Origin of the sequence: Sporocytophaga sp. (assembly GCF_017745095.1) — a bacterium.
Classification (GTDB): domain Bacteria; phylum Bacteroidota; class Bacteroidia; order Cytophagales; family Cytophagaceae; genus Sporocytophaga.
The window spans coordinates 81,024-94,957 of sequence record NZ_JAGHZZ010000060.1 but is presented as its reverse complement, the minus strand read 5'-3'; the positions used below and the strand labels follow the sequence as shown (position 1 = coordinate 94,957).

The 13,934-nt window shown below is 35.7% G+C and carries 11 protein-coding genes; 8 read left to right on the top strand and 3 right to left on the bottom strand.

Features of this window, described 5'->3' with window-relative positions; translation table 11 throughout:
- The first annotated feature begins 47 nt into the window (after nt 1-47).
- The 4 genes from J7604_RS26555 to J7604_RS26540 all read left to right on the top strand — a co-directional run bounded on the left by J7604_RS26555 (nt 48) and on the right by J7604_RS26540 (nt 3,469).
- Complete coding sequence (locus J7604_RS26555) at nt 48-602, top strand: YceI family protein (protein ID WP_293903539.1); 555 nt, start codon at nt 48-50, stop codon at nt 600-602.
- A gap of 154 nt (nt 603-756) precedes the next feature.
- A complete protein-coding gene (locus J7604_RS26550) occupies nt 757-1,302 on the top strand; it encodes an NUDIX hydrolase (RefSeq protein ID WP_293903536.1) in 546 nt (181 codons plus the stop codon).
- A gap of 204 nt (nt 1,303-1,506) precedes the next feature.
- On the top strand, nt 1,507-2,634 hold the full coding sequence (locus J7604_RS26545) for a glycosyltransferase (protein WP_293903533.1): 1,128 nt from the start codon (nt 1,507-1,509) through the stop codon (nt 2,632-2,634).
- A gap of 208 nt (nt 2,635-2,842) precedes the next feature.
- Nucleotides 2,843-3,469, top strand: a complete 627-nt coding sequence (locus J7604_RS26540) for a DUF4142 domain-containing protein (protein WP_293903530.1) — start codon at nt 2,843-2,845, stop codon at nt 3,467-3,469.
- A gap of 64 nt (nt 3,470-3,533) precedes the next feature.
- Here the strand turns inward: J7604_RS26540 and J7604_RS26535 are convergent, their stop codons facing one another.
- Nucleotides 3,534-3,779, bottom strand: a complete 246-nt coding sequence (locus J7604_RS26535) for a hypothetical protein (RefSeq protein WP_293903527.1) — start codon at nt 3,777-3,779, stop codon at nt 3,534-3,536.
- Nucleotides 3,780-3,845: 66 nt separating this feature from the next.
- On the opposite strand from J7604_RS26535, the gene J7604_RS26530 reads away from it, so the two are divergent.
- Nucleotides 3,846-6,230 (top strand): tetratricopeptide repeat protein, encoded by a 2,385-nt coding sequence (locus J7604_RS26530; protein ID WP_293903524.1) that lies wholly within the window; start codon nt 3,846-3,848, stop codon nt 6,228-6,230.
- 43 nt (nt 6,231-6,273) lie between these two features.
- On the opposite strand, the gene J7604_RS26525 is transcribed toward J7604_RS26530, so the two are convergent.
- Nucleotides 6,274-6,582 carry a hypothetical protein gene (locus J7604_RS26525; RefSeq protein WP_293903521.1) on the bottom strand — a complete coding sequence of 103 codons (309 nt, stop codon included), beginning with the start codon at nt 6,580-6,582 and terminating at the stop codon, nt 6,274-6,276.
- A gap of 15 nt (nt 6,583-6,597) precedes the next feature.
- Nucleotides 6,598-8,637: an OmpA family protein gene (locus J7604_RS26520; RefSeq protein WP_293903518.1), complete on the bottom strand. Its 2,040-nt coding sequence runs from the start codon at nt 8,635-8,637 to the stop codon at nt 6,598-6,600.
- Between the two features lie 192 nt (nt 8,638-8,829).
- Between J7604_RS26520 and lon the strand changes: the two genes are divergently transcribed.
- Genes lon through hslU form a run of 3 tightly spaced genes read left to right on the top strand, consistent with a single transcriptional unit; the run spans nt 8,830 to nt 13,827 of the window.
- Nucleotides 8,830-11,340 (top strand): endopeptidase La, encoded by a 2,511-nt coding sequence (gene lon, locus J7604_RS26515; protein ID WP_293903515.1) that lies wholly within the window; start codon nt 8,830-8,832, stop codon nt 11,338-11,340.
- A gap of 40 nt (nt 11,341-11,380) precedes the next feature.
- Nucleotides 11,381-12,427 (top strand): type IX secretion system protein PorQ, encoded by a 1,047-nt coding sequence (gene porQ, locus J7604_RS26510; RefSeq protein WP_293903512.1) that lies wholly within the window; start codon nt 11,381-11,383, stop codon nt 12,425-12,427.
- Entirely contained in the window at nt 12,427-13,827 is a 1,401-nt protein-coding gene (gene hslU / locus J7604_RS26505) for an ATP-dependent protease ATPase subunit HslU (protein WP_293903509.1), read from the top strand. Before porQ ends, hslU begins: the two co-directional genes overlap by 1 nt.
- Nucleotides 13,828-13,934: the final 107 nt, after the last annotated feature.

Below are 13,934 nucleotides of genomic sequence, written 5' to 3'. Positions count from 1 at the left end.
AGTTATAATAGATAAGTGTTAATTACTTAAGATAAATAATTATAATTATGATTCCCGAACGCATTACTCTATTTCTCAAGTTATTTTTATCATGTTTATTTTTAAATAATGTTTATGCTCAGACATACACTACGGAAAAAGGACATGCCGAATTTAAAGCAAAGGCATCATTAAATAGTTATACAGGAACCTCTAATCAACTCAGGGGAAGTATTAATCTTAATGAGAAGACTGTTTATTTTTCTATCCCTTTTGAAAGCATAGATACTGGGATAGAGAAGCGAAATAAGCACATGAAGGAATTGATTGAAACTGATAAATACCCTAATGCTGAATTTGAAGGAAAAATTATTTCAAATTTTGATACCGAAAAGGAGGGAAGTCAGAAAGTAACTGTAAAGGGACATTTTAAGATGCATGGTGTCTCAAAAGAAATAACCGTAGAAGGCACTCTAACAAGAAAAGGTAGCAATCTTATTGCAGATGCAGACTGGAAAGTACTCATTACCGATTATAAAATTACACCTCCTAAAATGCTAGGAAATAAAGTTCAGGATGAGCATACCATAGTGATTAAAGCGGAGATGGAGAAAAGGGATTAATTCATCATGAGATATGATATAGATCATAAAAAGAATAGTGGAGCAGTACGTTAAATGGACGAGTGTCCTGTGATTTAAATTTCTATTAACATTATTTTTTATCGAAAGCATTTTTAATGACAGCTTTGTCCAAGCTTATTTATATAATTGTACTATGATTGAGAAATGGAAAACACTGGCTTCGGAAATAGTATTCAACCATAAATGGTATAAATTACGAAAGGATCTCGTACAGCTGCCGGATGGAAAAATTGTTGATGATTATTTTGTAAGCGTAAGACCAGAAGTAGTAATTATTTTTGCCGTTACTAAAAGTAAAAAGGTTGTCCTTGTTAAGCAGTACAAACATGGCTCAGGTGAAATATTAATTGAGTTGCCAGGTGGTATATATGATCCTGAATCAGAAAGCCCTGAAGAAGCGGCTTTAAGGGAGCTAAAGGAAGAAACAGGATATTCAGGTAAGGTTGTAAAGATCGCAGAACTGATTGATAATCCAACTAAGGATACAAACAGGATTCATTTATATGGAGTGAAAAATGCTGTCAAAGCAGGAGATCAGAATCTAGATGAGACGGAAGCTATAGAAGTACTTTTGGTATCGATAGAAGAGCTTAAAACAATGCTTTTAGAGGGAGAAATTAAAGTGTCCGGTTCTGTTGCAGGGATAATGCTTGCACTTCGTAAACTAAATATTGATTAAAATTTTTAGACTATTACTTTTAACATTTTTTCAAGTTGAAGGTTAAAACTTCTGTTTACTTTATCAAATTAACATAAAGCTAAGAACAACTTTATAAGGTGAAACACTCTGATGTTTCATTCTGAAATCACACAGTGCATTGGTAGAGCTGGTGAAGTACGCTGCTCTTTTGGTCCAAATAAACATTTTAACATATATCATTATATGAAAATCGTAATGTTTTATCAATCCCTCATATCTGACTGGAATAACGGGAATGCGCATTTTTTAAGAGGAATAATTTCGGAATTGAAATCCAGAGGACATGATGTTAAGTTATATGAGCAGGATGGAAATACCTGTATCCAAAACCTCGTATTAGAGCATGGGCAGAAGGCTGTTAAAGAGTTTTATTCTTTTTACCCTGACTTAAGCACAAATTTTTATAATCCTTTAAAATTAAATCTTGATAATATTTTAAAGGAAGCTGATCTTGTTATAGCTCACGAGGCTAATGACCCGGAGATGATTGCCAGGATAGGCGAAGTGAAAAGTAAACATAAATTCAAGGTGTTGTTCCATGTTACCAATCACAGGGTTGTAACTGACAAGGAAGCAATAGAAAAATATAATCTTGGTAATGTAGATGGAGTATTGGCATTTGGTGATGTTATAAAAAATATTTTTCTCATAGAAGGCTGGGCCAAAAGGGCTTGGGCATGGCATGAAGCCGCTGATACCAGAATGTTTTATCCTAGAAGCAAATCTTATGAAGGAGATCTTGTCTGGATCGGAAATTATGATGAAGAGAGAAGTGTTGAACTGCAGGAGTTTCTGATTAATCCAGTGAAAGAACTAAAATTGAAAGCTAAAGTATATGGAGTAAGGTTTCCTGAAAGCGTTATCAAAGCTTTTAAAGAAGCAGGCATTGAATATGGAGGATGGTTACCGAATTTTAAAGTACCGGACGTGTTTGCCAAGTATCGTGTTACTGTGCACATACCTAGGAGACCTTATGTACAGCTACTACCAGGCATACCTACAATAAGACCTTTTGAAGCGCTTGCTTGTGGTATCCCTCTGATTAGTGCCCCATGGAGTGATTGTGAAAACTTGTTTTCTCCAGGTAAAGATTATCTGGTTGCAAGAACAGGAAAACAAATGGTATTGCATCTCGCAGCCGTTCTGAATACAAGTATAAATGAAGCACTTTCTATTTCAGGCCTGAGAGCGATTAATAAAAAGCATACTTGTTTTCACAGGGTAAATGAACTTGAAAAAATCTGTGAAGAGATAGGAATTGATAGATCCAGGATTTCCTCTAGCAGACAAGAGATATATGTTGCTAAATAAATTACCTTGTTTTAATTGTTTTAATTGTGGGGAGAGCCTTTGTAGAGAAGGCTCTCTTTTTTTATAATCTTTAAATCTGTCTCATATTATTTTATGATGGAATTAATTGATGAATAAGGGATAAGAATATTTTTTATTTGAAAACCTTAAACATTCATGGATCATGTCTGGTTTAGTTCTTTTGAAAAGAGAAAACTCCAAACAAAACATGAAAAAAATAAAGATCCTTGCAGGTTGCCTAAGTGTATTGTTATATGCTACGGCGTGTAATTCTAGTAATGAAAAACAAACTGCCGAAGTTAAGCAGGCTGCCATTGAACCTAAAAAGGTCGTGGAAGTGACCGTGATGGACTCTAAAGAATTTGTTGAGAAAGCCGCTACAGGTGGAATGGCTGAAGTAGAAATGGGAAAATTAGCTGTGAAAAATGCCAAAGATAAAGAAGTTAAAAACTTCGCTCAATTGATGGTAGATGATCATACCAAGGCGAATACCGAGCTAAAGAAAATCGCTACCAAACAAAACATCACAGTACCAACCTCTATCGGAGAGGAGAAAACCATGATGATCAATGATCTGAAAAAGAAGACAGGTGCTGAGTTTGATAAAGCTTATATCAAACATATGGTAGATGGCCATAAAAAGATGCTTGATCTTTTCCAAAAAGCATCTACAGAGCTTAAAGATACTGAGCTTAAAAACTATGCTGCTACTAACCTTAAAACCATTCAGACGCACTATGATAAGGCTACTGCTCTGGAAGCAAAGCTTAATGCAACAAGCAGCACAAAGATGAATGACAGCAAAATGGATAATAGCAAAATGAACTCTCATTAAAGAGTAGTTAAATTACTTTAGATTTAATTTTTCTTAAAACCTGTATGGAAAGATACAGGTTTTATTATTTATGGAGGTCACATTTCTTTTTAACCTCTTCGTATTCCTCTTCAGTAATTGAAATGAAATGCCCTTGCTCATTTTCGGTAAGGTCTCTGATATAATTTCTTTCTGGAAGTTGCGTGGCTTCAATCGTGTAAAAAAGATATTTTTTACCTATCCGTTTAATCTCTTCAAAATAGCCAAATGAAGCTATTTTATAATAAGTATTGTTGTTCTCGGTCTTCTTGAATAAAGGAAAATTTACCATTATGATTCAATATTATTTAGCAATAAATTTACCTGTCTAAGGTTATTTTAGGTAATATTTTAGTTTATGAGTGTTGTTTTCGAAAAAGACAAAAAGCAGAATTTAAATCTTGTTCTTTTAATTATCTTAACTGGAATACTAACTTATTTAAGTTATACTCCAGTTCTGAAGAATAAATTTACAAATTGGGACGATCCAAATTACGTTACTGAAAGCCCTTTTATAAGCCTTATAGAGAAAGGAGATTTTAAATCCTATTTTACAGAAAATCATATGGGTAATTACCATCCGTTTGCTCTTATTTCTCTATCATTAGATTATCAATCAGATAAATTTAATCCTTTACCTTATCACAGAACAAATCTTATTCTGCATATTTTAAATTCATTTCTGGTATTTCTGTTGATATACAGATTACTCGGAAATAGTTATACCGCTTTTTTCACCGCTTTATTATTCGGAGTCCATCCGATTCATGCAGAATCTGTGGCTTGGATAGCAGAAAGAAAGGATGTCCTGTTCACGTTCTTCTTCCTTATCTCACTATGGCTTTATGCTGGATTCGCTAAAGAAAAGAATTACATCAATTATGGTCTTTCTTTGGTCTTCTTTATTTTCAGTTTGTTATCAAAGGGTATGGCAGTTTCACTGGCCCCAACTCTGGTTCTCGTTGATTTTTTTTATGGGAGAAATATAAAATCAGCAAAGGTAATTTTAGAGAAAATCCCATTTTTCTTGCTGGCTTTGACATTTGGAATCTTAGCTGTTTATGCTCAAAGTTTAGGTCCTGATACAGAAGGAATCCCTGACTATAATTTGTTTAAACGTTTGGTATTTGCTGGATATGGAGGCTCGCAGTATATATTAAAGCTTTTATGGCCGTATGATCTGGTTGCTTTTTATCCATATCCTAAGGGAGATATACCATATTACTATTATGCCGCTTTTCTAGCTATCACATGCAGTTTTACATGGCTTGTTATTTTCTTTAGACAGAATAAAACAGTGATCTTTGGAGTCATTTTCTTTATACTGAATATTGTTTTGGTACTTCAAATTCTTCCTGTAGGTAAGGCACATATGGCTGATAGGTATGCATACCTTCCTTCTATTGGTTTTTTTCTTTTACTTGTGTTTGCTGTCGAAAAGGTTCTGAGTTTTCAAAAGGGAAATGTGATTGGAGGAGGAATATTATCCTTATATGTTCTGGTTCTTGGAATTTATAATTACTCACATGTACATGTCTGGAAAGACAGCCTTTCTTTATGGAACTATGCCATTGGACATATCCCTTCTGACGTGGCTTATAATAACAGAGGTGTAGAATTCAATAAAAGCGGAGAATACAAACTGGCAATTGAGGATTTTAATAAAGCTTTAGAGCTAAATCCGACTCATAAAGAAGCATATAATAACCTTGGCGTAGCTTTAGCTAATCTTGGCAAAAATAAAGAAGCAATATCAGCATATGATAAGGCTTTAAAAATTCATCCAAACTATGTTAATGCTCTATATAACAGAGGAAATTCTTATGCAAAACTCAACCAAGCAAATACGGCTTTAAATGATTATGATCAAGTATTGATGCTTGATCCCAAATATTTATCTGTTTACAATAATAGAGGACTTGTTCTCAAAAGTCTTGGCAAACTAAAAGAGGCATTGAATGATTTTGATAAGGCAATCCTTTTTGATCCTGACAATGCTGATGCTTATAGCAACAGAAGTATGGTGAAATATGCATTAAATGATGTTAAAGGAGCAGTGGAAGATAATCAAAAGGCCATGTCAATTAACCCAAATGTTACGGCTGCTTATCTTAATAGTGGAATTGCCAAATGTAAGCTAAATGATTTTAAAGGAGCTCTGGAAGATTTTAATAAGGCAATTACGATAAACCCTTCTGATAAGGAGATATATCTTAACAGAGGTATAACATATTATCACATTCAATCTTTAGACCTTGCCATTAAAGATTATACCAAGGCTATAGAGCTGGATTCTTCTTATGGAGAGGCTTTTTTGAATAGGGGGATATTAAAGGCCAATACAGGGAATGAAAAGGGGGCATTAAGTGATTATGCGAAAGCAATTATTTTTATACCTGACAATCCTCTGGTTTATGGTAATCGGGCCATCCTTAGATTTTCATCTAATGATCTTAAGGGGGTTATTGAAGATCTTGATAAAGCAATACTCCTGGATCCTGCTTATGCGGATGCATATTGTAACAGAGGATTAGCTAAAGCCAATCTGGGGGACAAATCGGGAGCTATGAAAGATTATAGTAGAGCATTGGAATTAAATAAATCTTTTGGACTTGCATACAATAACAGGGGAGTGCTACGATATCAGTCCGGTGACAAAAAAGGTGGATGTGAAGATTGGCATGAAGCCCTCAAACTAAATTTTGAAGGTAGTAGAGCATTCATACAAGCATATTGCAAATAGAAAGCTCTCTAAGCCCTAAAAAAATGTCAGGTAGACTTTTCTTTTATGAATTAAGGAAATAGGTAACGAATTCTAATATTAAGGTTTTGGCTGCTGGCTGCAATTCAATGGAATTTGTAGCAAGGTGAGAGATGAAGTCAGTCAACAGCTCGTCTATTCTAAGAAGCTGATCTTTTCTTTCCAGATTTTTGTGAAAAGAAATATATTCAACAAAAAGATTTAGTCTTAATACCTCTGTAGATTTTGGAATATCATCTGCGTCAGCTTTTGAGTCCAAAAATTTTAATATAGCCTCCTCCAGTTCTTGCTGGAAGAATTCATAGGGAGGCATATCGTCAAGAGATGAAGACATAATGAGAGGGATATATTATTTCTTTTCGGGTCTGATAATTTCAAATTCAACCCTTCTATTGATTCTCTTATCTTCTTCAGTCTTTTCTTCCACAATAGGCTTTTGGTTTCCGAATCCAAGCGCTTCGATTCGGTCAGGCTCTATCTGCCCTTTGGCAATAATATAGTCTTTGATAGCCTGAGCTCTTTTTTGAGATAATTTCAAATTCAGGTCAGAGTTTCCATCAGAGTCTGTATGCCCAGAAATTCTAAGCTTAAGAGTAGGATTGTCTAGAAGGAAATTTACAACCTTATCAAGATCAGGCTCCATCTCTGTAAGTATTTTGGAACTTCCTCCTTCAAACTCAATAGAGGCAAATTTCCATTTATTATATTTTAACCCAGGTGTATGGAGGTTTAAAGTAGTATCGCCGTCCAGGTGAAATTTTTGCTCCACTCTAAAGAAATCCTCTCCTTGAATAACAAGCAAGTAATCATTGTTGTCGATAAGGTCAAATTCAAACGAGCCATCTGGCCTCATAAACTTTGGAGCTACCTCAATACCATTCGTTAAGTCGATAATGGAAACAATACCTTTGTAAGGATTTCCTGTAGTTGTATCCGTAAGTGAGCCAGAAAATTTGATATTGGCAGTTGGTTGAGCTTCCATTGGAAGAGGGAAGCTATAAAGGTCGAGATTCTTAGGATCAATTACTTCTGTTTTAGCATAAAACAGGTCTTTTGACTTTGGATCAATTGTGAAGTAATATTCTTCTCCTTGTCCATTTACCAGTGGACCAATGTTTTTAGGCTCAGTCCATCTTCCATTTAACTTCACAGATTTATAAATATCCATTGTATGGAAACTGTAGTCAGTAGAATCCAGATCTCCGAAGTTCAGTAACTGACCATTTGAACTAAAGTAAAATACATCATGAGCTGCATGATAAAAAGGACTTACTTCATTACCTCTGGTATTGAATACAGGTCCCATATTCTGTGCAGGAGCCCAGCCTTTTGGAGTCTTATAAGTAAAGTAAATGTCAGAAAGTCCGAATCCACCTATTCTATCGGAAGCAAAGTAAAGTGTATCTTCAGAATGCGAAAGGGTAGGGTGAGAGTCCCATGAAACACTATTCACTTGAGGGCCGAGGTTTTCCGGTACAGTCCATGTAGAGTCTTTAAAGTAGCTTACATAAATATCACAGCTTCCCATGCAGTCTCTGCAGTCGTATTTATATTCTTCTACTATGCATCTGCTGAAGAATAACGTTTTACCATCTCTGCTGAGGTAAGCAGACCCTTCATTGCAGTGAGAATTGATGACATTGGAGAAAGGATATGATTCATCCCAGAACCCGTCATAATTTTTGCTTACATACAATTCTTCATTTTCTCTGAATGACAATTTAGTTGCACTTAGTTCTTTTTTCCTTTTAGTGAATACAAGTAAATCTTGCTCTGCATGATAGCTAGGGCCGTAATCAGGGAATTTATTGTCGTTTACAAGCTCTCCCATATTAAGAAATACACTTTTGGGAGGAGTCAGTGTATCAATGGCTTTTCTATATTCTACAAGATCATAGTAATACTGAAGCGGAACATAATATTCCTTTTTGTCAGTATTCAATGTGTCATAGTGCAATAATATTTTTCTGAGTTCTTTGCCTCTGTGGTGTTTGAGGATTATACGATAGAGGGATTTAGCTTTATTTGCCCTGCCGAAATATTCATACAATTGTGCAAGTTTCCACAATAATACAGGGTTCTGAGAGAAATTGTCTATCCCGAAATTGCTTACATAGTTCTCCAGGACAGGAAGTAGTGCCGCATAGTTTTTCTGGTCCTCTAGTTTTCGGATCAACGCCAATTGCTTAGGATCCTGATAGAAGGGGACTTTGTTGAGATTTTTAAATTCAATAGAGAAATTTTCATCAATGGCTTTCAAAGAATCAGGATTTCCCAAAGAAACATCTCTGGTAGTATAATTTTTTTTATTTCTCTGTGCAGTAGCAGTTTGAAAACTAAAAAAAATAAACTGGGTTATGATAATGATTAATAAACTATGAGACCTCATTAAGCGCTTCAAAATAAATTCTGCCTCAGACACTAACGACAAAGTACATGATATATGATATAAAAATCAAGTTTGAAAACGAAATAATTGGCACGAGGGTTGTAAACATTTAATTCTGCATATTATTTTGTGAAAAACTAATAACTTGTGCCATCTTGGCAACAAAATCGTAAAAAAGGGAAGGGATAGAAAATGAATAATAAAAAGAAGGAGAGAATATCAATTTTTTTACCTAAGTTTTTAGAAGGTGATACCGGGGAAATGATCCCCCTTTTATCTCCCGAGGAAGAAGAGGAACTTAATAAAGAAGGAACACCAGACGAATTACCTATACTACCTGTCAGAAATACAGTATTGTTTCCTGGTGTTGTGATTCCCATTACGGTTGGAAGACAAAAATCAATAAGACTTGTAAAAAAAGCTTACAAGGGCAATAGAATCATTGGCGTTGTAGCACAGGAAAATGCTACTACAGAAGAGCCTCAGATACAAGATCTTTATAAAGTCGGAACTGTTGCCAAAATCCTGAAAATGCTGGTGATGCCGGATGGTAATACTACCATTATCATACAGGGGATGAAGCGGTTTCAGATTGAGGACGTTTTTCAGGAAAACCCATTCATAATTGCCAAGATAAAAATTCTGGAAGAAAATTTCCCGGATATCAAAAAGAAAGAGGTTAAAGCACTGCTTCAGTCATTAAAAGATTCTGCAAATAAAATTTTAAAACTTAATCCGGAGATACCGCAGGATGCGCAGATTGCTCTGAATAATATTGAAAGTCCATCTTTCCTGACTCATTTTCTTTCTTCAAACATCAATACTGAGGTAAAGGAGAAGCAAAATCTTCTGGAGATCAATGATGGCCTCAAAAGAGCAACGCTCTTGCTGGAGTACATGATGAAGGAGATCCAAATGCTTGAATTGAAGCAGGAAATCCAAAGCAAGGTTCACTCGGATATTGATCAGCAACAAAGAGATTATTATCTCCGCCAGCAGATTAAAGTATTACAGGATGAACTTGGATATGAATCTTCAGATCAGGATATAGATAATCTGAAAAAGAAAGTCGAAAACAAACAATGGCCTGAAGCAGTAGCTAAGCATTTTCATAAAGAACTTGAGAAAATCGAACGCATGAATCCTATGGCGTCCGAATATCCTCTATCCATGAACTATGTGGAATTTCTTGCAGAATTGCCTTGGAATGAATACAGTAAAGATAATTTTAATCTTAAAAGGGCCAAGAAAATACTGGACGAGGATCATTTTGGACTCGAAAAAGTAAAGGAAAGGATTATCGAATATCTGGCAGTTCTGAAGTTGAAAAACAATATGAAAGCGCCAATCCTTTGCTTATATGGCCCTCCAGGTGTTGGAAAAACTTCTTTGGGGAAATCAATTGCGAAGGCTCTGAATAGAAAGTATGTCAGAATGTCATTGGGCGGGGTTAAGGATGAGGCAGAAATTCGAGGGCATAGAAAAACTTATGTCGGAGCGATGCCAGGTAGAATTATTTATAATATCAAAAAAGTACAGAGTTCTAACCCTGTATTCATTCTTGATGAAATAGATAAAATCGGTTCAGACTTTAGAGGGGATCCTTCTTCAGCTTTGTTAGAGGTTCTTGATCCAGAGCAGAATTCTACTTTTGTGGACAATTATCTTGAAGTAGAATATGATCTCTCAAAAATCTTATTCATTGCTACAGCAAACTCTCTTGATACCATTCACCCTGCTCTTTTGGACAGGATGGAAATTATTGAGATCAATGGATATACTCTTGAGGAGAAAGCTCATATTGCAAAGGATTATTTAATTCCAAAGCAAAAAGAGGAGCATGGCCTGAAGGAAGAAGATGTTCAGTTCAGTAAAAAAGCTATTAATAAAATTATTGAAGATTATACCAGAGAATCAGGTGTCAGAAGTCTTAACAGAAAAATTGGTGCGGCAGTAAGAGGCATAGCTAAGTCTGTTGCGATGGAAGAAAAGTATAATAAATTGCTGGAGCCTGAGGATGTTGTTAAATTACTTGGACCTGAAGATTTTGAAAGAGAAATTTATCAGGATAATGAACTGGCTGGTATTGTAACAGGACTTGCTTGGACTTCACACGGGGGAGAAATCTTATTTATTGAATCCAGTCTGAATAAAGGAAGAGGTAAAGTGATTTTGTCTGGTCAGTTGGGAGAAGTGATGAAAGAGTCGGCAACTGCTGCTTTGTCATACCTGAAAGCCAATGCTGAAAAATTTGGCATCAACCATAAAATTTTTGATCACTTTGATCTGCATATCCACGTTCCTGCCGGAGCCGTTCCAAAAGACGGGCCTTCTGCCGGAATTACAATATTTACTTCGCTTGCATCTATATTTACCCAGAGAAAGGTAAAAAGAAATATAGCCATGACTGGCGAAATAACATTAAGGGGCATTGTGTTGCCGGTTGGCGGAATTAAAGAAAAAATTCTGGCGGCTAAAAGAGCGGGGATTAAAGAAATAGTACTTTCGACAAAGAACAGAAAAGATATATTGGAAATTAAGCCCGAGTATATTAAGGATCTGGTAATTAATTATGTAGATAATGTAGATCAGGTTCTTGAAATAGCTTTACTTAAAACTAAAGTGAAAAAGCCAATAGATCTTTCAGTAATTGAGCACCCTGTTCCGGGAGCTGGCAAAATGTCAAAAATTGAAATAAACTAAATTATTGTTCGTTTATGGACAAAATAATTTTTTAAAGTAAATGACAATAAGGTTTACATCGCTCTTTTTATTAGTTTTCGGATTTTCTTATACTATTGCTAATGCGCAATTAGGTGGTAGAGCATCATATCAGTTTCTTAATGTCCCGGTAAATACCAGGATTGCCGGTTTGGGAGGTATCAATATCTCTCAACCCGGAATTGATGTTAATTTGATGACTCAAAATCCTGCAACACTTTCAGATTCACTACGGAATTATCTTTCTATTAACTATTTACCATATCTGGCTGACATAAGAGCTACAATGGTAAATTATGCATTTAATGCAGGTAAGACCGGAACATGGGGAGTAGGTATGCGATACTTTGATTATGGAACCTTCAGTGGGGCAGATCTTGCGGGAAATAGCACTGGTGACTTTAAATCAAAGGAATATGCCTTCACAGTGGCTAAATCTCATACAATTAATCATTTCACTTTAGGTGCATCATTGAATCTGGCTTTTTCCCAAATTGGTACATACAATTCTGCAGCACTGCTTACCGATTTAGGAGGGATATTTAAACATCCTAAAAAAGATTGGGCAATCGGGCTTGTAATTAAAAATGTGGGTGTGCCTTTGAAAAAATACGTTCAGGGAGAAAGCGTCGATTTACCTACAGATGTGCAGTTGGGGACCAGCTTTAAACCTGAGCACATGCCCGTAAGATTGTCATTGACAGCTCACCACCTTCATAAATGGGATATAGTTTATGATGACCCAAATCAAAAAGGGAAAGTGGATTTGAATGGGAATGTTATTAAGGAGAAGGTCTCCTTTGGAAGTAAAATGTTATCACATTTTGCCATTGGAGCGGAGTTTTTGATGTCTAAAAATTTCCAATTAAGAGCGGGGTATAACTTTTTACGAAGAAAAGAATTAAAAGAAGAAAGTAAATCTGGTGGAGCCGGACTTTCATTAGGTGGTATGATCAGGATAAAATATTTTGAGTTTGCCTATACAAGATCATTTTATTATATCGGAACAGGTACTAACCATTTTACTCTAACTACAGATTTTAACAGGATATTTAAAAAGAAGATCTGATGATTGATAATAACAGCTATTTAACTCCCAGACAAATTGTGGAGGAGCTTGATAAATATATTATAGGTCAGCATGAAGCAAAGAGAAATGTTGCAATTGCCTTGAGAAACAGATGGAGGCGTATGAACGCTGGGCAGGATATGCAAAAGGAGATCGTTCCTAATAATATTCTGATGATTGGTGCGACTGGAGTAGGTAAAACAGAAATAGCCAGAAGACTGGCAAAAGTTGCTGACGCTCCCTTTACTAAAGTAGAGGCTTCTAAATTTACAGAAGTGGGGTACGTGGGAAGAGATGTTGAGAGCATGGTAAGAGACCTTGTGGAGCAGTCTGTAAACATGGTCAAAGCCCGCAAAAAAGAAGATGTTAAGGCTAAAGCGGCACAGATAGTTGAAGATATCATCCTTGATGCGCTCATTCCTCCATTAAAAAAGAATAGTCCTTCAGGGATTTTTACAGGAGAAGTTCCATCTCCTTCTTCATCCGACGACGATCATGAGTTGAATGAAAGAACCAGAGAAAAATTCAGAGAGAAAATTAAATCGGGCGAACTGGATGAAAGGAAAATTGAAATAAATGTTTCTTCAAATAGCAATCCGGGAGTAGGAGTAATCGGAGGAGGAATGGATGAAGTTTCCATGATGAATATTCAGGAAATGATTAGTGGTATGATGCCAAAAAAATCCAAGAAGAGGAAAGTAGCTATTGGTGAAGCAAGGCAACTATTGCTGGAAGAAGAGGCGGCAAAACTAATAGATATGGATGAGGTGAAGGAAGAGGCCATCAGAAAAGCAGAAAACACAGGAATAATTTTTATTGATGAAATTGATAAAATAGCTTCAGGTTCCAGAAAAAATGGAGGTGGCGGTCCTGATGTGAGCAGAGAAGGAGTACAGAGAGATCTATTGCCTATAGTAGAAGGAAGTTCCGTAAATACCAAATATGGGGTGATACAGACTGATCATATCCTTTTTGTAGCTGCTGGAGCATTTCACATTTCCAAACCATCAGATTTAATTCCGGAATTGCAAGGAAGGTTTCCGATAAGAGTAGAGCTGAACAGCCTTACTAAAGAAGACTTTTTTCAGATACTTAAAGCACCTAAAAATGCCTTGACAAAACAGTATCAGGCTATGCTGAATGCAGAGGGAGTTGAGCTTACATTTTTGGAAGATGCCCTGGAGAAGATAGCAGAAATTGCCTTTCATGTAAATACTGAAGTAGAAAATATAGGGGCAAGAAGACTTCATACAGTAATGAGTCATTTACTGAATGAAATAATGTTTGATGTGCCAGAAAAAATTGGACCCAATGCAAAAATTCTAATTACTAAAGAAATTGTATCTGAAAGATTGTCCGGACTAGTTAAAAATCAGGATTTAAGCCAGTATATTTTGTAACAAAAAAAATATTTTTTTAAAAAAAAGGCAGATAAGAATTATCATGCCTTTTTTTATGACTAAATTGTTAGTAAACTCGTAACTCAAACAGTATTAGGATTTTTGTG